The organism is Mammaliicoccus sp. P-M59 (assembly GCF_022386135.1).
GTDB classification, from domain to species: domain Bacteria; phylum Bacillota; class Bacilli; order Staphylococcales; family Staphylococcaceae; genus Mammaliicoccus; species Mammaliicoccus sciuri_A.
In genome coordinates, this window is sequence record NZ_JAJNJJ010000003.1 from 171,036 (window position 1) to 194,437 (window position 23,402).

The following is a 23,402-nucleotide window of genomic DNA, read 5'->3' on the forward strand; positions in this document are numbered from 1 at the left end:
GATGGATGTGCCAAAAGTTCAAAGTAAACCATTAGCACAAAATCGTAAAGCAAGCCATGATTACACAATAGAAGATACGGTTGAAGCGGGTATTGTACTTCAAGGTACTGAAATCAAATCCATTCGCCGAGGCAGTGCAAACTTAAAAGATTCATATGCGCGTGTATTTAATGGAGAAATGTATGTATATAACATGCATATCGCGCCATATGAAGAAGGTAACCGATTTAATCATGATCCATTGAGAAACCGTAAATTACTTTTAAAAAGAAAAGAAATCGATAAACTCTTTGGTATTACAAGAGAAAAAGGGTATGCATTAATTCCACTTAAACTCTACATTAAAAACGGTTACTGTAAAGTTCTTTTAGGTGTAGCTAAAGGTAAGCGTGACTATGATAAGCGACATGCATTAAAAGCAAAAGAAGCAAAACGTGACGTTGAAAGAGCAATGAAACAACGATATTAAGCAATTTGTATTGAAAAATCAATCAAAAATTGTTAAGATTAAATATACTTCTGTTAAAAGGAAGTATATTTCTTATTGAGGGGACGTTACGGATTCGACAGGGGTCCCCGAGCTTATGAAGCGTGTCGGAGGGTTGTCTTCGTCATCAACACAACAGTTATAATAACTGGCAAACAAGATAATTTAGCAGTAGCTGCGTAATAGCACTCTGCATCACCTAACCGCATCGCCTATGTGCCGTTAACGTGATTCAACTTAAGTAGGATACGCTCGTCACTGCCGTTTGAAGTCTGATGAGAAGAGATTAATCAAGCTAGCATTGTCTTCGGGTGTCAGTCCCCTGAGACAACGCGAAACCTTAACGACTAGACTACACACGTAGAAACATTTGTATCAGGATCTCTGGACGCGGGTTCAACTCCCGCCGTCTCCATATTTCACCCCATATATGACGGGGTTTTGACCTAACAAGTGTCAAAAAAGTGTCGAGAGAATAATTCTCTTACTTTTTTGACACTTGTTTTTTATGCTCGCATTGTAGTTAAATCAATAAATTCCACAGGTAACATAACAAGTTATCGCTGATAAGTGGGGACTGGTGAAACATAAGTTGATAAACATTAAGAAGTCTGGCACAATCCTAATAAAATACAAAAAAGTGAATAGATTATTAAGTTAATTTATACCCCTACCTAGCGAGACTAGATAGGGGTATTTTATGTATACTTTAAATAAAATAGATTGAAATATTTGTATAAAGGACGAATGTCATTTGTAATATGAAGTGTAGTAATAAAGTGGCAAAAAGTGAATCATTTAAAATGGAAAAAAAGAAGCAAAGATTGCAGAAACTAAAAGCATAACCTTCCGAAATTACTGCTTAGGAGTTGCAACCATTGCTTCAATAATAACACATTGGTTGGGATTTAATCCCTTCCATTTTATTATAAATCGAGTTGATAAAAATGACAAATTTAACCAAAATAAGAATTAGAACATTTTTAAATTATGCAATTGTCATACTTCTATTAGCCATAGCTATATATTTATTGTTTATATAAATGGATAATCGGTTCACTAAAATTTATCATTATAAAAATAGTTAGAAAACAAATAGAATCAGATATAAGTGTGACAAAAAATAGAAAAAGTTACTGGTGGTGACGCAACATCTATTAGACTTATATGAAGAGGTGAAAGAAAATTAGAGAATTTAAGCTTTGAAAAGGTATTAAATTCTACGATCGTTATTCACAATATTTTCATTAATCATTTATAAGTGTCAAACACGTTCCAAAATTACCTAGTTTATTATGTTTTTATCTGGAAGTATGTTAAAGGTTATGACTCAATGATATAGCCTACAAACTTTGTGGTTATGGGCTTTTTATTTTTGAGTGCACAAAAAGTGCACTGCACATAAAAAATACATCCTTTATTTTAGGGTGTAAATACTTTGATACGGTTTTAACCTTTTGTCTAATTCATCATTTAATTTTATATAAATATTTTCTTCATAGTTGTTATCTAATTCAATGAAATTGTTTAATATATTAAATTCTTTAAGAGTAAATATACATAGTCTTTTTTCACTATTCTTATATTTATCTTTGCATATGAATTTGAAATTGAATGTTTTAATCTGATTCTTTTCCCAATGATCTTTTAATAAATATCTAGCAAATACTCTTATAGATTCCTGACTATCTAAAGTAAAACTTGTTATACCTGGATTTTTATTGAATTTGAATATAAGATATTTACAATATTTAATCATAATGACGTTCATACGGTCAAAATAAGTCTGTGGATTTTCTTTCTCTGTATATCTTAACGCTGCACGTAATTGATATACATCACCAATTTTTATTTCTTCTTTACCAGCTATTAAAAATAATGTCTTTCTCCACTCTGATTTTGAATCAAGGTTATCTAACATTGTACGACTAAATGTCTTAAACGTAGTATATATAGTAAAGATACCAATACCCAGTGTTGCTAATGGAGTACCAATTGAATTTATTAAATCAACCCAAGTATATGATGACGTGGATATATAATTTTGTATTAATGTAAATCCTGCTTCAAACATCTATTTCACCTCATAAATATTTCGCTATTTCTTTTTGTGTACTAGGGTATAAATGCCCGCATCTGTTCATTAATTCAGTTGTATCAGCATGTCCTAATCGCCGGGCTATTATCATTATGTTAGCACCATGATTGATTAAATATGATGCGTGGCTATGTCCTAATTAATGTATAACAATACGTGGGAACGTTTGCCCGTCAGGTAAGTTATCATCTAAAATTTCAAGTGCAATTGTAACCCAACTATTAATTGTTGATTCACTGAATGATATAAAGAACGTTCCAAATAATACATAGTTATTATATCATGATTTATATTCATTTAAATAGTCCATAAAATGGTGTGGAAAGTATATAACACTTATCGCTGCTATAGTTTTAGGAGTAGTTACTGTACCATGAGAATCTTTTTTGTGAATGCAGATATATAATTATCACTAAAGTTTATATCACGTCACGTAACATCCCTTATTCAACTTTCCTAGAAGTAGAATAAATAACAGTTTACATAAAGAAAAGTTTTTGTTGAATAGTTAGTAATACTTCTATAAATTCATTATTTTGTTCAACAGCCTAATATTTTAATCGTTTGTTTAATTCTATCTTAAAATTACCTACAAGAGACGCAACATATTATATAATACGATTATAAAATGTATTTAATATATTCCAAAATCATTTCGAAAGAACACATCAATTCTAATGAATCGTGATCATTATAATAGCTTAGTAATAGAGTTAGGAGAGAAGGGATTAGGAGCATTGGCTACTGAGTTGAGAAAAAAACTAATGTTAATAATATCGTAGTGAATGATGATACAGAAGATGTATTTGTTGGTGACTTAAAATACAGTGTATAAGCCAAATATGAGTCTATAATGTATAACAAACGAAAAGATGCAATGAAAGGTGTATACCAATTTACATTAAAATATATATGATGTAAAAGTTGTACCTGAATTATTGAGAATAGTAAAAGTAAAATAGTGAATACCCTCCCACCAATGCGGCAGTGGAGCGGTTTCCTTGTAACAAGAGATGCCACTTACTTTACAACGCGGAGGATTTTTCATAAAAGGGTGAAAATAGTAAAATCTTGTTTAAAATAATGAATTAACATAATATAAAAAAGAAAATAAATTTATATACATAGTGAGGTAAATAATGATAGTTGAATTAGGTGTTACAATATTAACTTCATCAGTGATTTCAGCTGGAATATCAAGTCTTGTAAGTTGGAAAATGAAAAATAAGGAGTTAATCGTAACGTTAAAACTCGAAGAAAAAAATATGTGGATCAATAATATCAATCAAGGAATTAAAGAATATAACAATCATTTAATTGATTATTCATCAAGTTTAATGAAATATTCTCTTAATGAAATGGATAAAAATGAAATTGCTAGTAAATTAATTCAGTGCAATAATTCAAAAAATAGTTTGATTTACTTTATATTACAATGTGAATATGCAGTTAATTTGAGAAGTGAAGCAGTTGAGTTATTAAATGAAATTACTAATAAAGTCAATCAACAAAGAGAACTTGCTGTAAAAGGTAATAGGGAGAAAATAGATTATCAACATTTACATAAAGGTATGGATGAATTTGAACAAGATATAGGAAACTTAAACTTTAAATTTACAGAAAAACTAGGTGAAATGGTAAGAGTTGAGAAAATCATTATGACAAATGAAATAATAGAAGGGAAAAAACAATCATCTATATAGATTGATTGTATAGATTAGGAGTGTTTTTGTTCGTTTTATGTTCTGTCTATTCCTTTTTTAATAAGTTGTGTATTATGTATTTAAATTTAATAAGTGGATGGGTGAAAAATGAAAAATACATATGAAATAACACTGTTTGATGGAAATGGGTATAACATTAATGGTCATGTTAAGTATTTACATTTAAATGTGTTTGAAAATGACCATGATATTAATATTAAAAGGTATTCTTTTACATCTGATTTGACCAACGATGAAGACTATAGTGATGAAATTAATTGGTGTATTAACTATTTATTACTAGAAATATACAATGGTGGTCGCATTTTATGTGGCCACAAACCTTTTATACCACATTATATGAATAATCAATTAAAGAGTTTGGATAATCATGTAAAAGCTTATGAAGCCATAAACAAACATATTTTTGATTCTAATAGTCTAAATGCAAAAGATACAGAATTTACAAACGTGATGCGAATAATAATGGAAAGTAAAAATTTAAGAGATTTAAGTATATTGCTAAACAGAGTTACTCTCCAAGATGAAAATTCACTTATCAATTTGTATAAAATCAAAGATTTTATTAGAACTTATAAAGATTTATTCTCAAAATATAATCAGCAATATAATGATGAAATAAAAAGAATAAACGCTGTATATAAGAGCTTAGATAAGTACCATAGACTTGTAAATAATTACTTGACAATTGGTTTAGCAGCAAGACATGGACTACAAACACAATCGCCTACTAAAAAAGATTATGATATAAATGAAATAATAAAAGTTTCAATTGAAGCTATTCAGTTAGTTATAAATTTTAGTAAAAGGAATATATTGTTTAATATTGATAATTTAGTAGAATTAGATTTGAATAATAAGTAATTATAATTTATAGTTAACCTCATAATATATTTAACAACGCGACAAGCAACAGGTGCTACTCATTTTGTTAAGCACTTTTCTATAAAGTTAACTTTTAAAATTAAAGTGCAAAATGTATAATTAATATAAATTGAAAAAGGAGGTATTTATTAAGTTGAGCAATGTCTTAGATGAATTAATTCAAACGAATGAGTTTCCGATAATTTTTATTGGATCAGGTATCTCTAAAAGATTCATAGAAGATTCACCTTCCTGGGTGGAATTATTAAAAGAATGCTGGGAAAAAGCTGATATGGGTAATTTTTACGGCGAATTAAATAAATTAAAAAGTGATATTATTAAGAAAAGTCCTGAAAAGTCAAAATACGAAATTAATCATGATATTAATATAAAATTAGCTACTGAAATTGAAGAAAAGTTTAATAATGAATTTTATGAAGATAAAATAAAGATTGAAGGATTTTCATCTAAAGAAGCTTACCAACTTGATATATCACCATTTAAAAAGTTTCTATCTAATAAATTTAAACTTATTAAATTAAAAAAGGAAATGGAAAATGAGCGTATTTTATTTCAAAAAATGTTGCGTAAATCTCAGATTATTTTAACTACTAATTATGATGAATTTATTGAAAATATCTATAATAAAGATAATAACTATAAAGTAAAAAAATACATAGGCCAAAAAGGCTTTTTCGAAGATACAGAAAATTATTCCGAGATCTATAAAGTTCATGGATGTATTTCCGAACCAAAAAGTATTGTAATAACTGAGTCTGATTATAATTATTTTTATGAAAATTCTGTATTAATAAGTGCAAAGATTATTTCTATGATGATTAATTCTCCCATTATTTTTATGGGATATTCATTAACCGATGTTAATATAAGGAATATAATCGGAGATTTTACTAAATCATTAGATGATAAAGAACTTATGTATTTTGAAAAAAGACTTATTTTAATTGAATATGATGAAAATGAGGACGATATTAAAGAAGAAAGAGTAAAAGACTCAGATCTTGGTTGTAGCATTAGAGTTATAAAGACTAATAATTTTTATGAGGTATTTGATAAAATATCTAAGATAAATCAGGGGATTGCACCGGCAGAAGTGAGAAAATATAAACACGTAATGAAAAAACTTATTATTGATAGAGGAAAAGAAGGTGCATTAAATTCTGTATTAATTTCACCAGAAGAAATTGATAAAATTGAAGAAAAAATACAAAATAGTAATATAGCTATAGCTATAGGTGATAGTAAGTACATTTTTCAAATACCAGACAATATTTCATATGCCTTGGATTACATTTCAGATAATGATGAAATAAGTAATGAAACTAGGTTAAGATATGCTAACATGCAAACTGGTAATGCAAGGTTTCCCTGTAACAAATTTTTAACAATGCATAATATTAATAACTCAAAGCTACACGATACTGAGAAAGAAAAGCTGCGAAATAAAGTTTTAACACTTTCAGATTTTTCTAAGCATTATAAATCTATTAATAAATCATCGATTATTAAAGATTGGAACTTATCAATTGAGGGATTAGTTAACATGGGAAATAAAAAAGCAAAAATATATGAAACAATTGCTTATCATATTAAAGAATTAAACCTTGTTGATGTTAAAAATTTTTTAATTGAGGAATTAAATGAACTAAGGGAAAAAGGAGAGATACAATTAACTACAGAGTTAAGAAGATTGCTATTAATATACGATATAATTAAATACAAAGAAGGCAGCCCCTAACCACTAAGTGTGATTGACACTGCCTCCCTGTTTTCTTACTCTAATTTTAACAAATAATATGTATAAATTCAAACTAATTATAAGTAGTATTATTTTATCACCCACCTTAATTGGTGGGTGTTTTTATATTAGTCCTTCACGTTCGATTTCATTTAATTTATGCATATTAACTAAAAAGTCGTGTTCTCTAAATTTTTCACTAGGATTATAATAAGGCATTTCAATTATACCTGAATTGAAAAGAACTTGTAGTATATCAGAAACGTCTTTATAATCATGTCCGTTTTGATAGACCCTGTCTTTTAAAACCTGTTTACTTGTTATTTCTTCTTTAAAAATGGAATTAGTAATAACTTTTATAACTTCCTTATCATATTTGTGTATTTCTTGATTCATGTTATATCCCCTCCATATATATAATTTTACTCTATCTCCACAATACAATCCATTTTCTTTTAGTATAAACTAATACCTGCGTAGTCAATTTAGGTATGCAGGTCAAATAATCTAGGGTACCAAATCAATAATTCGATTTATAAGTCATTGTTATAAGACAGACACCTTAATAAAAAGACGCCCCAATTTAGGGCGTAAAATAAATAGTAGAAAATCACTACTTCATCATTTAATAGAAAGTCGGAAATCACGACAATAGATTATAAATAACACGTTGCTCATTGTGATTCTGACAACAATTAATACTTTTATGTGGGTAGTTATAGGTTAACTTGCCTAGAAATCGCTTTGAGTGATTTAATTTTATAAAAAATAGTGTATGATTAATATAAAAAGGTGAGAAAATGAGTAAAGAAAACTTAAGAACAATCATTGTGATCATTGTTGTAAGTATGATTGCTATATTGTCTTTTGGCTTAGTAATAGGGCAAATGGTAGAAAAAGAATACATATATGAAACGTTACTGCTTATTATTTCATTTGTCGGTGTTTTTGCTACATTTGGCGGTGCCTATTTGGGTGCTCGTATAGCAGGTGAATACACTTTAAACGCAGTGGAAAAACAAAATGAGAAAGAACAGCATAGTAAAAATATAAAAATAAGAAATAAAATGACTTTATCGATAGTTAGAGTTGAGGATGAAATTTCAGGTTTATCAGAGCACTTGAGCTCTTTTTACGAAACGAATGATCCTAAAGGTTTGACAGAAAGTAATGTTATAGTTGATGTTTTCGCAACCCCATTCTTAGAAATATCAAAAAACGATGAAACGTATGAAAGTGATAAAGATATTTACATACCAATGTTACAATTTATTTCGGCGTGTAATAGAATGCAAAATTATAGTAGTCATTCATTTGATTACTCGCTACCCAGTGAATTAAATCAACCTATAATAACGAGATATAGAGATATATTTTTAAATGAATCCGAAATTTGTGAAAGAAAAGAAAAAGAAACAGATTACCATCCATATATAGTAGATGCATCCATTATATTTAATATTTTAGTAAAAGAATTAAATGTTTTAAAAGAAAAAGTATTAGAAGAAGATTTGTATAACAGTATTGGATTTATTGATGGTGAATATCATGAACAGAGAGTTTATAAAATTGGTAATTATAAATAAGAACATAATCAATCATAGAGTGCACAAATTTATGTTGTTTTTGCAATTTTAACATTTTACACTTATGTACTAAGGCAATGTAAACATTGATATGACAATACTTATAGCGATTTTTAAATGTATATATAAACGGTATAATGAACTCCCGCCGTCTCCATTATATAGCCTATAACCCTTGTGGTTATGGGCTTTTTATTTTTGACGCCACAGTATTGCCCCAGATTTGCCACAGTAAACCCTCTCATCCGCAATGGTTGAGAGGGGGTTTTTGTCTTATTTTTATGTACTTGTGTTTAATTTTTTAAATTTACTTTTATAAAAAGTTACCAATACTAATGATAACCAAGATAGAATGATCAGTATTTTAATAGACCAAATAATATGTGAATTATTAATATATAAGCTTGCTAACGAACTTACATTTGTAAATATTATAAGACCTCCAACTCCTATTGCAAGGACACTAACTGGTAAAGATTTTACTAACCAAGCTGATATAGGAGCAGCTACTACGCCACCTAAGCTTAAGGATAATACTAAAATCCAATTGATTGATGACCAATCTAAAAATATTAAAAAGCCTATCGAAGAGGCAACAGTTACAAAAAATTCACTTGCTGAAACTGTACCAACAACGTACCTTGGTTCTAATTTTTTACTTGATAATAACATAGGCGTATTTACAGGGCCCCAGCCACCGCCTCCTATAGAATCAAGTAATCCTGCTACTGTAGCTTGTGGTACTAATACAAAATTAGATATCTTTTTTACACCAGTAATTTTTGGTTCATCTGGTTTATTTTTAAATAGAAATTGATAAATGATATAAATACCTAAAGATAATAAGAAGATTGAGATAAATAGTTTGATGAAATCTCCATTAATATTACTTAAAAAGAATGCACCTATAAATGCAGCAATTGAACCAGGGATAGCAAGTTTTAAAACTGACGGTTTGTGGACATTTTTAAACTTTAAATGTGATGTTCCAGCTGCGGCAGTTGTTAAAATTTCAGCAAAGTGGACAGTTGCTGATGCTATGGCTGGGGCAACACCAAATGTAAGTAACACTGATGCAGATGAAGCGCCATATCCCATTCCAAGGGAACCATCTACTAATTCTGCTAAAAATCCAGCTAAAGCAAATATAATAATTTTGTTCATGTAATAGCCTCCAGTTAATTGTTAATTATATTAATCCTATCTGTTTACTAAGGATTAGTACATATATTATCTTTTATTTATACTTATGTCAATATTATTTATAATTATTATTGTTTAATATAAAATTTATTAGTAATAATTTTTTGATTGATGGTTAAAATTTTGTTTTTTTCGTCCGATTATTGCCCGAAATTTGCTAAAAAAATCCACTGCCTCATTGGTGAGGAGTGGATATAAAGTAATATTGTATTATTTTATGAAATATACTCATGCTTTAACAATGCCATGATATATGCATCTTTGTATTTACCTTTTGTATAAAATTGTTCTTTAAGTAATCCTTCGATATTAAAACCTTGAGATTCGTATATATGAACTGCTTTTTCATTATCTGTATCAACATATAAATAGATCTTATGCATGTTTAATATATCAAATGCATAGCTTGTTGCTTTTTCAAAAGCAAATTTAGCATACCCTTTACCATTAAATTCTGGTTTAATAATTATTTGAATTTCACAATTACGATGAATATAATTAATTTCAACTAACTCTACTATTCCCACAACTTGATTCTCATCTTCTACAATAAACCGTCTTTCTGATTCGTCTAATAAATGCTTATCAAATAAATATTGAAGTTCCGTTAAAGATTCGTAAGGCTCTTCAAACCAATAAGACATAATTGAATATTCATTGTTCAATTTATGGACAAATGGTAAATCACTAACTTCTAGTGCTCTAAGTTTCATAATTACACTCCTATATTTTTCTATTTCTAGTTTAACGAATGAATATAATCATTAGCAAATATTATGAGAGTTGAATAATTTTAATAACAGTAACAGGAAAGTCGTTTCGAAACAACTAATTTTATCGTGTGATATTGGTTGTTTTTTTATGAAAAAATTTAATAGGGGATTTACTGACTATAAATGAATTTTAATGTTTTTAATAATAATGAATAGTAAATCTTGAAAATACAATTTAGTGCTATTAAAATTGTAAAAAAATAGGTATTATAGATTGGATATAGGGTAAAGGAGCAATGTGGAATGGATAAGGGAAATCAAAGGATTGAAAGTGGAAATGGTTGGCTTTACGCACTTTTAGGTTGTTTAGGTGGAATTATGATTGTAATTACAATTGTTGGTGTGATTTTAATTCTTTTTTTCTTTGCTATAGATGAAGAGATTAATGAAAAAGAGGAAGTGCATGTAGCTCGTAAAGAAATTTCGAACAAGATTTATGAATTAGGTGATACGGTTAAGAATGATGGAGTAGAAATAACATTGGTTAAAGCTGAATTTGTAAAGCCTACTGATGATCTAGATTTTCCACCGAATAATGGTAAAGCTTTGAAAGTTTATTTCAAATTTAAGAATAATAATGATGCACAAGTACTAATTCAAAATGATGGTTTTACCATGAAAGTTAATGGAGAAAACTATCAAGAATGGTTTGGTAATAGTGATAGGGCAGTTGGTTTCTCACATCAACTAAATAAAGACAATACAGGCTCTGGGTATATCGTATACGATGTACCTGATAATGATAAATATACTTTGGAAATGAACTTTATGCCAAATATTGAGCCGACTCAAGCAAAATGGGAAATTAATAGTTCGAGTATTTCTACGGTGAATAACACATCTAATAAATATTCTGTAGAATCTTCTGATATTAAACAATAGTAGAAGATTATAAGGGAAGTACATTAGATATTTATAAGTATAGAGAACATGAAAAGAGAGATGTAGGTAGTTGGGTATTTGCATTTTATACTAAAGATGATGATCTTGCAGATTCATATAAAGTAGATGAGGATGTTGTAGAAGAATAAATTGAATTTGTAAATTTAGTAAAAAAGTGATCAAGTTAGATAGATGGTGGCTAATCTCTTATAAAGGGGTGATGCCTATGGTTATAGTTGTTACTCCTAGAAAGGAATAACATGTCTGACTATGAGATTTTAATGATAGTCTTTACTGTCATTGCTTTAGTCATGATTAAAGAAAACCAAAAAAAATAACCATCACTAACTTTGACCGAGTTTGATGGTTCTTTAAGCATTTTTACAAAGTCACCGTCTTTTTAACGGGCTCACTTGGGTGATACACAATAAGTGTGTCACCCTTTTCTATATATAAATTAACATATTTCATTTATGTTGTCTATTTCAAATGATAGGTTGAAGGTGTAGAAGAGTAAATAGAATTTTCCGCTCAAAAATAAATATAAAAAGTATATACTAATCAAGTATAATTAGATTATAATCAAGTTAATAATATTATATTTATATAAGGGGAGAAATATGAAAAAGCTAATTGTTTTATTATTATCATTATTACTAGTATTAGGAGCATGTGGAGAGAAAAAAGAAGAATCAATTTTAGATCCTGCACCAAAAGATGAGAAAAAAGAAAAGAAAGAAACTAAAAAAGAAAATAAAGATTCAAAAGACAAAGAAACAAATAAGGAATCAGAACCTAAAACAGAAGAAGAGTCTACTGAGGAAAATATAACTAATGAACAACAAGTAACAGAAGAAGTAAATACTTCAGAACAACCACTTCAAGAACAACAAAGTGTCGAACAGCCGGTTGAACAAGAGCAAGTTTCTCAGAATCAGAATAATCAAGCTAATGAATTGAATGACTTTTGTGCTAATGCCTATCCTGAAATACCAGAACCATGCAGAACACCAGCTATTGAAGAAGCTGGAAAACAAAAGTATGAAATGGAAATGAAAGCAATGGAAGATAGAGATAATGGTGTGATTTCTGAAGAAGAAAGTATTAGAAGACAAGAAGAAGCAACTCAAATTTTAATAGATGCTCAAAGAAGTGAATTTGGTCAACCAACAAATTAAAAAATAAATTTTTATAAATATCTGATTAATAAAAGTCCTAGCTGATTAGTTAGGACTTTTTGTTAAATAAATGACTTTAATTTATTTATAAAGATATGAAAGGATTCCTTAGTAACATTCATACGTACTGAAAATCCCGATTCAGTAGCCATATTCATGTGATTTAATCCAGAATCAAAATTTATATATAAAACTAAATCTGTCTGATTTAATTGAATAATTGTAAACCAAAAATCTGGTTCATTAAAGAAATAGTCTGGAGAATTATTGGTGAAATTACTAAGTTTTAAGTTTTGAATATCATCCTCGAATAAAAGTATTTCTTTTTCAATACTAGTATTTTCATAAGTTATCATCATCTTGAAAAAGATATATCTTATATCATCGATAGTTATAGACTTAATATGCTCAAGTGATAATAGTATATTATTTACTTTAAAATCAATATCCTTTAATGTTATAGAGCTCATAACAATATTTAATACTCCTTTCTGAAAAAGTTTAACCGCTTATAAAATTTGTAAAAATATGTATAACTACTCTTATTATTATATAATAATCTTATGAGTTTGAAATAATTTAATAGGTCTTAATAAGTATAGGAGGTGCTACTTTTGAAAAATAAAGCTTATATTGAATTTTATATTGATTGGTATTGTATGTTTTATGACTTGTATGAATATGAAGTAAACTTTGGATCAGGCTTATATGGAGATTTTAGAAAAGAATTTCAACCATATTTTCGCATGATTCGAAATGATGGAGAGCATACTAGTTTTTTTGGTGTCAATAAAGAGCAATCAGAAGAACGGGTAAAGAAAATAAAAAGTAATACTAATCATTGTTTATATGAGTTGTATCACATGTTAAAAGGCAAAAAAGTATATGATTTATTATTTGACCCGAAAGAACATTTTATTGAATTCCAAAGTAACCAACCAAGTTATTGTAATAGCGTATTACATGATTTAGTAAAAGATTATTTCAATAGCGAACCTTATTACCCTTATTCTGAGATACTGAATGTACCTGTAACTGATGCAGATCAGGAGATCATTGATGCGTATAGAAAAGTTTTTGCAGGGGTCGATGTAAAGACTTATCTTTCCATAGATGAACATACGAATAGAACATATGAATTACATATAACTTTAGATAAAGAAGAAGTGAGCCGTCAGAAAATTGAAGCTTATGAAAAGGAAAATAATATCATATTATAAGTGCTTTCCTAACTCTAGATAATATTGTAATTGAATAATAAAATGAATGTTTACGTCTAATAAAAAGTCCTAGCTATTTAATTAGCCAGGACTTTAATTATTTCTCCAATCTAAATATACTGATAGCTAAGCCGATTAAGACGGTGCCTATTGCATAGTCGAGAATGGATTTAAATTTGTGATTATTAAATAATTGTCTTATGTAATTAAATAGAAAACTACAGATAAAGAACCACACAAATACTGTGATGATAAATAAAGAGGATAGAATGATTATTGTCATTGATCCGTCTTGTTTTGTAATAAATTGAGGTAATATACTCACATAAAATAGTATTGCTTTCGGATTAAACATTGTACTTAAAAATCCTTGTTTATACGATGAAGTCAGACTAATATTAGATTGTATTGTTGGTTCAGTTGTAATGTTAAAAGTCTTTTTAGCATTTAAAATGGTCTTAACACCTAAATAAGCAATATAAACAGAACCTAATATTTTGATAGCACTAAAAACATAATACGAAGTTGTTAATATAAAAATTAATCCAAATGCTGCTAAAGCTGAATAAAAAACATGTGCACTCGATATTCCTAAGCCAGCCATAATGCCATTTTTAGCATTTCCTTTTAAAGTATTATTTAATACAATGAAGAAATCCGGTCCTGGAATAATAATGATCATTAATGCAATAACTACGAAACTTAACCAATTATCCATATATGCAACACCTCTTATTGATGATTTGTTTTAAATAATATAACAAAGAAATATTAAAATAACTATACTATTTTATAATTAAGTGGTATTTTTCACTGAATTTAAAGGGTATTTTAGAAGAGTGATATGAAATTTTCATGGGCAATGTGTTACGACATGTTGCCCTTATTTCATAAGTATATTACTATTATTCATAACAAATGTTATTTATTAATTATGGAATTAATTAAAATACTAAAGGTGATTAAATGAAAGCATTCTTATTGTTGATGGCATTTATTGTTGAAGGTTTACTGATATTACTAGGAATAGGCTTTGATCTTTATACAGGGCATCTTGGTATTAGAGATGCATTTTATGATTCATGGATTACGAGTCACTTTCATGTGAAGCGGAATACGGTAGGTATGTTAACTGCAGTGGCTTTTGCTTATCTTTCTTTAATGACATTGTTTATTATCGTCCATATCGTTTATAGAGATAAGGGAGAAAAAATTAAAATAATGTCTGCTTTATTTATTTTAGGCACTATGGCTTATGCATTTTATATATTTATAAAAGGTATCAATTATCTAGTTGAATTTGCTTCTGTACATTTATAAATTGAGATAGGAGGCGTCATATGGGTAAAGAAAATAAAAAACATAAAGCTGATAAATTATCTTTTGGGGATTATTTAGAAGGGTTCTTTTATATTGGAGATATTATCAGAGCAATATTTGTTACAATTCCAAGAGCTATAGGCTGGATATTTAGAATGATATTTCGATTATTTGACTAAAAACATCGTAAAGGTGTTTTTATTTTTTTTGGTTTGAATCCATTGAACATTTTTTATTTATACATGTTGTAAATATAATCTTTTAAGGTAATTTAATCGAACAAGATAATAAAAACATACGATAAATTTTTGTTAATTTAGTATAATTAACAAGTGAATATTTAAGTAGGAGTAAGTGTTATGAAAAAGATTATATTGTTATGTGTAAGTATTTTATTCCTAGCAACTATTGCTAGTGGTTGTAGTAATGTAAGTACTGATAATAGTGAAGATGAAAACGTAAAACAAGAGAATACAGCAGTAAAGAGTATAAAAAAAGAATTAGAAGAGGCAAATAAAAATCTAAAGGAAAAAGTAGAGAATTCTGAGAAAAATTCCAATAATAATGAGAAATCAAGTCAAAATGATACGCAAGAAAAATCATATAAACCAGGTACAACTGACAGAATTCCAGTTGAATTAGCGGGTACTGTTGATGGAGATACTGCGAAATTTATTTATAATGGCAGCCAACAATCATTTAGGTTTTTACTAATTGATACACCTGAAACGAAACACCCAAGACTAGGTAAGCAACCATTTGGACAAGAAGCATCAGATAGAACGAAAGAATTGTTAACAAATGCAAATAAAATCGAAGTAGAGTTTGATGTAGGTGGACAAACAGATAAATATCAACGTTATTTAGCATACATATATGTAGACGGTAAAATGCTTAATGAAATATTGGTGAGAGAAGGATTAGCTAAAGTAGCATATGTATATCCGCCAAATACAAGGTACTTAGATCAATTAGAGAGTGTACAAGAAAAAGCCAAAGAAGAAAAATTAGGCATTTGGAGTTTAGGAAGTGCATTTGAAGATAATCAAGCAAGCACACAACAATCTACAACTGAACAATCAGCATCAAATAATACTCAAAGTTCAAACAGAGCAAAAAGTGCTACAACACAAACACCAAATAATACTTCTCAAAATGCAGGATCAGAATATTATCCAAATTGTACAGCACTTAGAAAAGTATATCCCAATGGCGTACCTAGTACACATCCAGCATACAATGGTAAACTAGATAGAGACAAAGATAACTTTGCATGTGAAGTAAATTAATTAGCGTTTAAATTAGTAATTATTATAGTTTCAACCATTATAAGTGGTAGTATTGTTGCTTTATTTGAGAATTGGTTACGCAAACAGAACAAAAAATAATAGGTGACTAACCACACTAAAAAACCCCCTTATTCTCCGAAAATAAGGGGGTTTGGTGTTGTCCATGATGGAAGCTATCATGTTTGTATTGTATGGAAATATTATACAATAATTATAAGACTAATTCAAATATTTTTAAACTAAATTTCAATGTATATTTACTGAAATTTAGCGTGTTATGTACCGTTATAAGTGATACAATAGATTTTAAATTATTTAATGTGAGGTTTGAATGATGACAAATGTATATTTTTTAAGACATGGTGAAACGGATTGGAATTTGGAAGGTAGAACGCAAGGTAGAACGGATATTCCTTTGAATCGTAATGGCGAATTACAAGCTAACGAAAGTGGCGTAGCTTTAAAGGATAAAGAGATTGATGTGATTATTACGAGTCCTTTAAAAAGAGCTAAAAAAACTGCCGAAATCGTTCAAGAACAATTGAATGTAGATTTGATTGAAAGAGAAGCGTTTATTGAATTATCATTTGGTGATGCTGAAGGTTTGACGCTTGCTGAAAGACTCGAACGATTCCCAGATCGCATATTTCCTAATAGTGAAGATGGGGCTAGCATCGAGCGTAGATTCGTAAATGGATTGGCTGAAATACATGAAAAATATCCAAATCAAAATGTAGTAGTCGTATCTCATGGCGCCTTTATAAATGCTATACTATATCATTATTCAAATGGAGAAACAGGGACAGGAAAAATTAAACTTACAAACGGTAGCATATCGTCGTTAAAAATATCAGACGATAAAGTAGAAATATTAGAATGTAATCAAGTAAATCACTTGTCTCAATATAAGAAAATTGGTGAGATATAAAGGATGATTGTATGAAAATTAGAATGTTCGATTCAAAAGATGCAAAAGCAGTTAGTGAAATGATTATTCACACATTGAGAACAACCAATGTAAAAGACGAGCCTGTTGAAGAGATAGAAAAAGTTGTGAGTAGCATGACACCTGAAGCAATAATTGAAAGAGCAAGTTTTACAAATTTTTATATATTTGAAGAAAATAATCAAATAATAGCAACAGGTGCAATTGGACCGTATTGGGATAGCGAAACTGAAAGTAGCTTGTTTACCATTTTTGTATCACCAGATCATCAAGGAAGAGGTGTTGGTAAGCTCATAATAGAAACTCTTGAAAATGACTATTACTTTAAACGCGCACGACGTATAGAAATTCCAGCGTCAGTTACAGCAGTAGAGTTCTATAGAAAGTATGGTTATGATTTCAAGAATGGTATCAAATTTCAAGATGATGAAGGTATTTATAGAATGGAAAAATTTAAATAAAACTACCTAAGCTTTAGTTATCTTTCAATAGTGGTGGATTTGATAATAAATGAATTAGTTCTTTAAACATAAATAAAATATAAACGCTTAAGAAAGGAGTGGTTTAATGTATTCTGAGACAGAAAGAGATTTAATAAGAGAGCAAGTAACAAGTAATTTAATAAATATAGGTGTTAATGGAATTATTCAAATTGGATCAGGTGTAAAAGGCTACAATGATCAATATTCTGATTTAGATATGATGATTGTTTACAATGGTGACTTAATACATATGATTGAAAAAATAAAAAAACTATATTATGAATTGGGTGCTTTTTATATTAAAGAATTGCAACTTAGAGAAAATATATATTTAATAACTCCATTTTTTGAAAATGGTTTAGAAATTAATTCTTCGTTATTACCAATTAATCTTGTGAGCATTAAATCACCCTTATGGAAAATAGTTCATGATGATAATGGGTCATTATATAATAAAGTGAATGAAGAAAATAAAAAATTTAATAAAAATACTGATAATAAAAAAGTAGATGAAAATGATATTTTTGAGTTTATGTACGCTAGAAGAAAATTATATATTGCTTTAAAAAGAAATGATTTAATAAATGCTAATCAAATGCTTGAAATGATGAGAGACTATGTATTGGAATTTCAAGTTAAATTTGAAAATAAAAAACTACATCAGTTTAAAGCATATAGTGATTTACAAGAAGATTTTCAAGAAGCTTTTATGAACACTTTTCCATCTAAAATTGACTTGAATAGTATAGAAACTAGTTGTGAAAAAGTTAGTGTTTTATTAGAAACCATAATAAAGGATAAAGTTGAAGTTTCGGATGAGATTAAATGCGTGGGTAGTGATTTATTTAAATAAAACTACCTAAGCTTTAGTTATCTATATTTCTATATTCATAACTTAAACTTATCATTCAAAATACTAAATTTGTCATATTTATTATGATTCATTTGTGATAGCTTGAATATAAGAGAAATATAGAGAGAAAGAGGATATTATGTTTGTATTCATTTTAACGGAAGTGTTATTACCGCTTCTTATTTTAATTTTTGTTGGGTTTTTATTACAGAGAAAGTTTGCATTTAATTTAAAACATTTTTCTACACTTATTACTTATTGTTTAATGCCTGTTGCGGTTTTTGCGAATATTTATGATATTACGATTCAGATGGATTTGTTGTTAAAGGTTCTTTACTATATTGTAGCTTATAGTTTAGTTATGATTTTAATTGGTAATTTATTTGCTAAAGTATTGAATCTTCAAAAAGGTGAGAGTGCGGCGTTAAAGAATAGTATCTCTTTGATGAATTCTGGGAACTATGGTTTGCCGGTCAGTCAGTTAATCTTTAGTCAAAATCCTATTGGTGTTGCTGTACAAATCTTCGTGCTTATTTTCCAAAATCTACTTACGTATTCTTATGGTATGTATAATTTACTTTCCACTACTAAAAGTTTAAAAGATATTGTCATTTCTTTTTTGAAGTTACCTGTTTTTCACGCACTGATTTTAGGTATTATATTTCAAGTAGGGCATATTAAATTATCTCAAGTGTTTCTTATTCCTATCCATCAAATTTCAGATAGTTTTGCGCCAATTGCTTTAATTTTATTAGGTGCTCAATTAGCGCATATTAAATTGAAATTATTGCATAGAGCGATTATGGGATCGTTGATTGGTAGGTTGATAATTGGACCACTTATTGCACTTAGTTTAATTTATTTATTCCATATTGATGGCGTTATTGCACAATCGTTATTTATAGCTAGTGCCTTTCCAACTTCAAGAAATACATCAACAATTGCTTTTGAATATGATGTGGAACCAGAACTACATGCTCAAATTGTATTATTCTCTACATTATTAAGTTCAGTCACAGTTTCAATCGTCATTTATTTTTCATATATACTATTTACTTAAGTGAATATCGTTTAAATTTATAATGTCCGTGCTTACTAATATGTAAGCGTGGACATTTTTTGTTTGTATACCATTAGATGAAAAGTGTATATTATTATATTTAAATATTAAGTTGACACTATAAAAAAGTGAGCGTATACTCTTTAAACATGAAAAGGAGCTGTATACGTTTGAAGTTTAATAAAAAGAAAATCAACGTCGTAGATATCGGTATGGCAAAGAAAAGTGTGTTTGCTACTGGTATTGGTAATGCAATGGAATGGTTTGACTTTGCACTATATTCTTACCTTGCAGTTATCATTAGTAAGAATTTCTTCAGTCCAGTTCAAAATGATGAATTAAAATTAATTTTCACTTTTGCAACATTTGCGATAGCATTCTTACTTAGACCAGTTGGCGGAATCGTCTTTGGTAAAATAGGTGACAAGCTAGGTAGAAAAGTTGTCTTAACATTTACAATTATAATGATGGCAATTTCTACTTTGATTATTGGACTATTACCTACATATGATCAAATCGGAGTTTGGGCACCAATTTTATTATTGCTAGCTCGTATTTTACAAGGTTTCTCAGTAGGTGGGGAATATGCTGGTGCGATGGTTTATATCGCAGAGTCTTCACCGGATAATAAAAGAATTAGATTAGGTAGTGGATTAGAAATCGGTACTTTATCTGGTTACATTGTGGCATCTATCCTTGTTACAGTATTATTCTGGACATTATCAGATGCTCAAATGAATTCTTGGGGTTGGAGAATTCCATTCTTCTTAAGTGCACCAATTGGATTGATTGGTCTTTATTTGAGAACGCATTTAGAAGAAACACCAATTTTTGAAAATGATATCGCTGATCAAAAAGATCAACTAAGCGTTATTGAAATTATAAAACAATATAAAAAAGATATCTTATTATGTATTGTGTTTGTAGCCTTCTTCAACATTACAAACTATGTATTATTAGGTTACATGCCATCATACCTAGATGAAACAGTTGGTATTAGTGATCGTATTAGTACACCGATAACAGCGGTTGTTTTACTGATTATGGTACCGTTCGCACTTACATTTGGTAGACTTGGTGACAAAATAGGTAATAAGAAAGTAATTTCTTTCGGTCTAATCTTAGGTATATTAGTATCTGTTGTTTCATTCCAATTCTTAAACATTGGTGGACTAGGATTCTTATTCCTTGGATTACTATTGTTAGGTATCGTATTATCAGTTTACGAAGGTACAATGCCAGGTTCATTACCAACATTGTTCCATACAGATATTCGTTACAGAACATTATCATGGACATTTAATATTTCAGTTTCGTTATTTGGTGGTACAACACCATTAGTAGCTTCATGGTTAGTACACGTGACAGGTAATAATTTAGCACCTGCATTCTATTTATTAGGTGTGAGTATTATTGGTCTGATTGTTGTCTTAACATTATTTGAAGATACTTCTAAAAAATCATTAAAAGGATCTTATCCAACTGTAGCATCGAAACAAGAATTTGTTCATGCTGTAGAAAATCCGAAAGATTCATTATGGTGGCATAACGAAAGTACAAAATCATAATTTATATTAAAGAGTCTGGTACAGAAATGTTCCAGACTCTTTTTCATATTTTTAGAAATATGAGGGTCAACATTGCAAGTGAGGTGTGACAAGCAATGTTGGAGGGCTGAATATTGCAAGTGAGGCGTGACTAGCAATGTTGGAGGACTGAATATTGCAAGATTGATCAAACAAGCAGCATAGAAGCTCCGTATATTGCAAGACTACCCAAACAAGCAACATAGAGGCTCCGTATATTGCAAGACTACCCAAACAAGCAACATAGACGCTTCCTATGTTGCAAGACTGATCAAACAAGCAACATAGAATCTCCGTATGTTGCAAGACTCATCAAACAAGCAACATAGAGATTCCGTATATTGCAAGACTCATCAAACAAGCAACATAGAACCTCACGTTTACATTGATTTTTCCTTATAAAAAGATTGGGACACAATATAATGTCTCAGTCTCTTGTAGTTTCTTGACAGTAGGTGACTGAATTGAAATGCGCTTGTACTAAGCTTTTTCAACTCTAGTCATCCTTGCAGAAACGGGACTACGAAATTTTTGTTATATGTGTAATGAAAGACTTAATTGGGTAAAGTAGTGAAGAAGTAATAGTAAATGATATATTGTAAGAGGAGCTGATAAGGATGGGAAACATAGTAAAACGTATTTTAAGATATGTTGGTACAGTTTTAATTATGAGACTTATAAGAAATCTTTTTAGTAAAGGTTCTAATAAACGTTAATAAATCATTAATTTCTTTAGATTATTATTAAAATAATGTTTAGAGTTTATATACGTCGGGTATTTTATTATTACAAAGCTATTTACCTAGAGTGGTTTTGAAAATATTTATTCGTATATGACATAAGCACCGCACAAATTTGTGTGGTGCTTTTATTTGTTAAATATATCTGTATCAAAAAAGAAGCATATCACAAAATCAATTAAGTGATATGCTTCTTTATATTTATTGTACTTTCTATTTTTTAATTGCTTTTAAAATGAATGAAAGTACTAAGATTAAGATGATTGAACCGATTAATGCTGGAATAATTGCAATTCCACCTATGACTGGTCCCATATCTCCTAATAATTTACCACCAATTGCTGAACCGATAATACCTGCGATAATATTGCCAATAATACCGCCTGGAATATCTTTACCTAAAATAACACCTGCTAGCCAGCCGATTAAACCGCCGACGATTAACATTAATATAAAGCCCATATATAATTACCTCCTATTTTTACACTTCTTTATATATATCCAATGTGAAGATTCGTTAAACACTTATAAAGAAAATAATTGGTAAAATTAAACAATAATTGTAGTAAATAGTTGGTTTTTTAAAATATTGGTATTATTTTATGAGCTTCCAGGATATCTTTAGTCCAAAAATATTGTTTGCCTTGTCCTGTATATGCTGGTACTAAAACATCATTTCTAATACAGGCATAGAACCATTCTGGATCGACACCACTATATAATAAAGTTTGGTATTCAATAAAATCTGATTCCCAGTTTATATTAAGTTCTTTCATAACTTTACACTCCATAAATATTAAGCTTTATGACCTGCAATTAAGTCTTTTCTTATCAATACTAAAATGCTAAAAATACTGATATAAGTGAATAAATATATAATATACATGTCCAATATACTAAAGGAAGAGGAAATAATATAATATAGTTTAAATTAGTTAATGAGAAGTGTTTATAATTATTTCAATTTAAAATTTTCTATAGCTAATTTGATTTCGTCTCTAACACGCTGGAATTCTGACCATTCTTTACCTGCGGGATCATCAAATCCCCAATGCTCTTTTTTAACGTTTGTTGGTAAAATTGGACAATTATCATCTGCGTCACTACATAACGTTACGACCAGGTCTGATTGTTTTAAAATCACGTTATTAATCAAGTCTGATGTATGGTTTGATATATCAATATTGACTTCTTTCATAGCTTCTATTGCTTTAGGATTCACACCATGTGTTTCAATACCAGCAGAATAGACATTCCAATCTTCACCCAATATTTCCTTTCCCCAACCTTCAGCCATTTGGCTACGGCAAGAATTTCCTGTACATATAAAATAAATTGTTTTTTTAGCCATA

26 protein-coding genes, 1 other RNA gene and 1 pseudogene are annotated in these 23,402 nt (G+C 29.0%); 18 read left to right on the forward strand and 10 right to left on the reverse strand.

What is annotated here, in order from left to right; genetic code table 11:
* Position 1 precedes the first annotated feature (1 nt).
* Together smpB and ssrA are read left to right on the forward strand one after the other, a co-directional pair.
* Positions 2–469 (forward strand): SsrA-binding protein SmpB, encoded by a 468-nt coding sequence (smpB, locus tag LQ617_RS07085; RefSeq protein ID WP_037560253.1) that lies wholly within the window; start codon positions 2–4, stop codon positions 467–469.
* 79 nt (positions 470–548) lie between these two features.
* Positions 549–905, forward strand: a transfer-messenger RNA (tmRNA) gene (ssrA, locus tag LQ617_RS07090).
* Positions 906–1,904: 999 nt separating this feature from the next.
* Here the strand turns inward: ssrA and LQ617_RS07095 are convergent.
* Both LQ617_RS07095 and LQ617_RS07100 read right to left on the reverse strand, forming a co-directional pair.
* Complete coding sequence (locus LQ617_RS07095; RefSeq protein WP_239740056.1) at positions 1,905–2,561, reverse strand: hypothetical protein; 657 nt, start codon at positions 2,559–2,561, stop codon at positions 1,905–1,907.
* 10 nt (positions 2,562–2,571) lie between these two features.
* Positions 2,572–3,190, reverse strand: a pseudogene (locus tag LQ617_RS07100) (tyrosine-type recombinase/integrase); the annotation flags it as partial.
* A gap of 534 nt (positions 3,191–3,724) precedes the next feature.
* Here LQ617_RS07100 and LQ617_RS07105 point away from each other — a divergent pair.
* From LQ617_RS07105 to LQ617_RS07115, 3 genes are all read left to right on the forward strand, one after another.
* Positions 3,725–4,288 carry a hypothetical protein gene (locus LQ617_RS07105; RefSeq protein ID WP_239740057.1) on the forward strand — a complete coding sequence of 188 codons (564 nt, stop codon included), beginning with the start codon at positions 3,725–3,727 and terminating at the stop codon, positions 4,286–4,288.
* Positions 4,289–4,396: 108 nt separating this feature from the next.
* The gene (locus LQ617_RS07110) at positions 4,397–5,173 is read left to right on the forward strand and encodes a hypothetical protein (protein ID WP_239740058.1); all 777 of its coding nucleotides are present in this window, start codon (positions 4,397–4,399) and stop codon (positions 5,171–5,173) included.
* A 154-nt stretch (positions 5,174–5,327) separates the two neighbouring features.
* Complete coding sequence (locus LQ617_RS07115) at positions 5,328–6,932, forward strand: SIR2 family protein (protein ID WP_239740059.1); 1,605 nt, start codon at positions 5,328–5,330, stop codon at positions 6,930–6,932.
* A 123-nt stretch (positions 6,933–7,055) separates the two neighbouring features.
* Here the strand turns inward: LQ617_RS07115 and LQ617_RS07120 are convergent, their stop codons facing one another.
* Positions 7,056–7,328 (reverse strand): hypothetical protein, encoded by a 273-nt coding sequence (locus LQ617_RS07120; RefSeq protein ID WP_239740060.1) that lies wholly within the window; start codon positions 7,326–7,328, stop codon positions 7,056–7,058.
* A 404-nt stretch (positions 7,329–7,732) separates the two neighbouring features.
* Here LQ617_RS07120 and LQ617_RS07125 point away from each other — a divergent pair, with 404 nt between their 5' ends.
* Positions 7,733–8,518 (forward strand): hypothetical protein, encoded by a 786-nt coding sequence (locus LQ617_RS07125; protein WP_239740061.1) that lies wholly within the window; start codon positions 7,733–7,735, stop codon positions 8,516–8,518.
* A 279-nt stretch (positions 8,519–8,797) separates the two neighbouring features.
* Here LQ617_RS07125 and LQ617_RS07130 read toward each other — a convergent pair whose 3' ends face one another.
* Together LQ617_RS07130 and LQ617_RS07135 are read right to left on the reverse strand one after the other, a co-directional pair.
* On the reverse strand, positions 8,798–9,682 hold the full coding sequence (locus LQ617_RS07130; RefSeq protein ID WP_239740062.1) for a sulfite exporter TauE/SafE family protein: 885 nt from the start codon (positions 9,680–9,682) through the stop codon (positions 8,798–8,800).
* A gap of 254 nt (positions 9,683–9,936) precedes the next feature.
* Positions 9,937–10,434, reverse strand: a complete 498-nt coding sequence (locus tag LQ617_RS07135) for a GNAT family N-acetyltransferase (protein ID WP_048539890.1) — start codon at positions 10,432–10,434, stop codon at positions 9,937–9,939.
* Between the two features lie 303 nt (positions 10,435–10,737).
* Between LQ617_RS07135 and LQ617_RS07140 the strand changes: the two genes are divergently transcribed.
* Positions 10,738–11,376 (forward strand): DUF4352 domain-containing protein, encoded by a 639-nt coding sequence (locus LQ617_RS07140; protein WP_204255696.1) that lies wholly within the window; start codon positions 10,738–10,740, stop codon positions 11,374–11,376.
* Positions 11,377–11,996: 620 nt separating this feature from the next.
* A complete protein-coding gene (locus LQ617_RS07145; RefSeq protein ID WP_239740063.1) occupies positions 11,997–12,554 on the forward strand; it encodes a hypothetical protein in 558 nt (185 codons plus the stop codon).
* Between the two features lie 62 nt (positions 12,555–12,616).
* On the opposite strand, the gene LQ617_RS07150 is transcribed toward LQ617_RS07145, so the two are convergent.
* Positions 12,617–13,024 (reverse strand): hypothetical protein, encoded by a 408-nt coding sequence (locus LQ617_RS07150; RefSeq protein WP_204173373.1) that lies wholly within the window; start codon positions 13,022–13,024, stop codon positions 12,617–12,619.
* Between the two features lie 144 nt (positions 13,025–13,168).
* Between LQ617_RS07150 and LQ617_RS07155 the strand changes: the two genes are divergently transcribed.
* On the forward strand, positions 13,169–13,774 hold the full coding sequence (locus LQ617_RS07155; protein ID WP_239740064.1) for a hypothetical protein: 606 nt from the start codon (positions 13,169–13,171) through the stop codon (positions 13,772–13,774).
* A 97-nt stretch (positions 13,775–13,871) separates the two neighbouring features.
* Here the strand turns inward: LQ617_RS07155 and LQ617_RS07160 are convergent, their stop codons facing one another.
* Complete coding sequence (locus LQ617_RS07160; protein ID WP_037588780.1) at positions 13,872–14,492, reverse strand: LysE family translocator; 621 nt, start codon at positions 14,490–14,492, stop codon at positions 13,872–13,874.
* A 248-nt stretch (positions 14,493–14,740) separates the two neighbouring features.
* Here LQ617_RS07160 and LQ617_RS07165 point away from each other — a divergent pair, with 248 nt between their 5' ends.
* From LQ617_RS07165 to LQ617_RS07205, 9 genes are all read left to right on the forward strand, one after another.
* Entirely contained in the window at positions 14,741–15,094 is a 354-nt protein-coding gene (locus LQ617_RS07165; RefSeq protein ID WP_037588781.1) for a hypothetical protein, read from the forward strand.
* 20 nt (positions 15,095–15,114) lie between these two features.
* Positions 15,115–15,273: a hypothetical protein gene (locus LQ617_RS07170; protein WP_159315288.1), complete on the forward strand. Its 159-nt coding sequence runs from the start codon at positions 15,115–15,117 to the stop codon at positions 15,271–15,273.
* A 180-nt stretch (positions 15,274–15,453) separates the two neighbouring features.
* Positions 15,454–16,383, forward strand: coding sequence for a thermonuclease family protein (locus tag LQ617_RS07175; RefSeq protein ID WP_239740065.1), 930 nt, complete (start codon positions 15,454–15,456; stop codon positions 16,381–16,383).
* 18 nt (positions 16,384–16,401) lie between these two features.
* Positions 16,402–16,482, forward strand: a complete 81-nt coding sequence (locus tag LQ617_RS07180) for a type I toxin-antitoxin system Fst family toxin (RefSeq protein ID WP_481816974.1) — start codon at positions 16,402–16,404, stop codon at positions 16,480–16,482.
* A gap of 232 nt (positions 16,483–16,714) precedes the next feature.
* Positions 16,715–17,311: a histidine phosphatase family protein gene (locus tag LQ617_RS07185; protein ID WP_239740066.1), complete on the forward strand. Its 597-nt coding sequence runs from the start codon at positions 16,715–16,717 to the stop codon at positions 17,309–17,311.
* Between the two features lie 11 nt (positions 17,312–17,322).
* Complete coding sequence (locus tag LQ617_RS07190; RefSeq protein ID WP_239740067.1) at positions 17,323–17,790, forward strand: GNAT family N-acetyltransferase; 468 nt, start codon at positions 17,323–17,325, stop codon at positions 17,788–17,790.
* Between the two features lie 106 nt (positions 17,791–17,896).
* Positions 17,897–18,664, forward strand: a complete 768-nt coding sequence (locus LQ617_RS07195; RefSeq protein ID WP_239740068.1) for a hypothetical protein — start codon at positions 17,897–17,899, stop codon at positions 18,662–18,664.
* Between the two features lie 139 nt (positions 18,665–18,803).
* Positions 18,804–19,724: an AEC family transporter gene (locus LQ617_RS07200; protein ID WP_204168167.1), complete on the forward strand. Its 921-nt coding sequence runs from the start codon at positions 18,804–18,806 to the stop codon at positions 19,722–19,724.
* A gap of 170 nt (positions 19,725–19,894) precedes the next feature.
* Entirely contained in the window at positions 19,895–21,292 is a 1,398-nt protein-coding gene (locus tag LQ617_RS07205; RefSeq protein ID WP_159315282.1) for an MFS transporter, read from the forward strand.
* A gap of 971 nt (positions 21,293–22,263) precedes the next feature.
* Here the strand turns inward: LQ617_RS07205 and LQ617_RS07210 are convergent.
* The 3 genes from LQ617_RS07210 to arsC form a co-directional block, all read right to left on the reverse strand.
* The gene (locus LQ617_RS07210) at positions 22,264–22,512 is read right to left on the reverse strand and encodes a GlsB/YeaQ/YmgE family stress response membrane protein (RefSeq protein WP_025904335.1); all 249 of its coding nucleotides are present in this window, start codon (positions 22,510–22,512) and stop codon (positions 22,264–22,266) included.
* Positions 22,513–22,631: 119 nt separating this feature from the next.
* Positions 22,632–22,826, reverse strand: a complete 195-nt coding sequence (locus tag LQ617_RS07215; protein WP_204255689.1) for a hypothetical protein — start codon at positions 22,824–22,826, stop codon at positions 22,632–22,634.
* Positions 22,827–23,005: 179 nt separating this feature from the next.
* Positions 23,006–23,401, reverse strand: coding sequence for an arsenate reductase (thioredoxin) (gene arsC, locus LQ617_RS07220; protein ID WP_204252751.1), 396 nt, complete (start codon positions 23,399–23,401; stop codon positions 23,006–23,008).
* Position 23,402: the final 1 nt, after the last annotated feature.

What these genes read in the sequence shown, in the direction of transcription:
- smpB (WP_037560253.1), top strand. Translation starts at nt 2, where the DNA reads ATGGATGTGCCAAAAGTTCAAAGTAAACCATTAGCACAAAATCGTAAA.
- LQ617_RS07095 (WP_239740056.1), bottom strand. Translation starts at nt 2,561, where the DNA reads ATGTTTGAAGCAGGATTTACATTAATACAAAATTATATATCCACGTCA.
- LQ617_RS07105 (WP_239740057.1), top strand. Translation starts at nt 3,725, where the DNA reads ATGATAGTTGAATTAGGTGTTACAATATTAACTTCATCAGTGATTTCA.
- LQ617_RS07110 (WP_239740058.1), top strand. Translation starts at nt 4,397, where the DNA reads ATGAAAAATACATATGAAATAACACTGTTTGATGGAAATGGGTATAAC.
- LQ617_RS07120 (WP_239740060.1), bottom strand. Translation starts at nt 7,328, where the DNA reads ATGAATCAAGAAATACACAAATATGATAAGGAAGTTATAAAAGTTATT.
- LQ617_RS07125 (WP_239740061.1), top strand. Translation starts at nt 7,733, where the DNA reads ATGAGTAAAGAAAACTTAAGAACAATCATTGTGATCATTGTTGTAAGT.
- LQ617_RS07130 (WP_239740062.1), bottom strand. Translation starts at nt 9,682, where the DNA reads ATGAACAAAATTATTATATTTGCTTTAGCTGGATTTTTAGCAGAATTA.
- LQ617_RS07135 (WP_048539890.1), bottom strand. Translation starts at nt 10,434, where the DNA reads ATGAAACTTAGAGCACTAGAAGTTAGTGATTTACCATTTGTCCATAAA.
- LQ617_RS07140 (WP_204255696.1), top strand. Translation starts at nt 10,738, where the DNA reads ATGGATAAGGGAAATCAAAGGATTGAAAGTGGAAATGGTTGGCTTTAC.
- LQ617_RS07145 (WP_239740063.1), top strand. Translation starts at nt 11,997, where the DNA reads ATGAAAAAGCTAATTGTTTTATTATTATCATTATTACTAGTATTAGGA.
- LQ617_RS07150 (WP_204173373.1), bottom strand. Translation starts at nt 13,024, where the DNA reads ATGAGCTCTATAACATTAAAGGATATTGATTTTAAAGTAAATAATATA.
- LQ617_RS07160 (WP_037588780.1), bottom strand. Translation starts at nt 14,492, where the DNA reads ATGGATAATTGGTTAAGTTTCGTAGTTATTGCATTAATGATCATTATT.
- LQ617_RS07165 (WP_037588781.1), top strand. Translation starts at nt 14,741, where the DNA reads ATGAAAGCATTCTTATTGTTGATGGCATTTATTGTTGAAGGTTTACTG.
- LQ617_RS07170 (WP_159315288.1), top strand. Translation starts at nt 15,115, where the DNA reads ATGGGTAAAGAAAATAAAAAACATAAAGCTGATAAATTATCTTTTGGG.
- LQ617_RS07175 (WP_239740065.1), top strand. Translation starts at nt 15,454, where the DNA reads ATGAAAAAGATTATATTGTTATGTGTAAGTATTTTATTCCTAGCAACT.
- LQ617_RS07185 (WP_239740066.1), top strand. Translation starts at nt 16,715, where the DNA reads ATGATGACAAATGTATATTTTTTAAGACATGGTGAAACGGATTGGAAT.
- LQ617_RS07190 (WP_239740067.1), top strand. Translation starts at nt 17,323, where the DNA reads ATGAAAATTAGAATGTTCGATTCAAAAGATGCAAAAGCAGTTAGTGAA.
- LQ617_RS07195 (WP_239740068.1), top strand. Translation starts at nt 17,897, where the DNA reads ATGTATTCTGAGACAGAAAGAGATTTAATAAGAGAGCAAGTAACAAGT.
- LQ617_RS07200 (WP_204168167.1), top strand. Translation starts at nt 18,804, where the DNA reads ATGTTTGTATTCATTTTAACGGAAGTGTTATTACCGCTTCTTATTTTA.
- LQ617_RS07210 (WP_025904335.1), bottom strand. Translation starts at nt 22,512, where the DNA reads ATGGGCTTTATATTAATGTTAATCGTCGGCGGTTTAATCGGCTGGCTA.
- LQ617_RS07215 (WP_204255689.1), bottom strand. Translation starts at nt 22,826, where the DNA reads ATGAAAGAACTTAATATAAACTGGGAATCAGATTTTATTGAATACCAA.
- arsC (WP_204252751.1), bottom strand. Translation starts at nt 23,401, where the DNA reads ATGGCTAAAAAAACAATTTATTTTATATGTACAGGAAATTCTTGCCGT.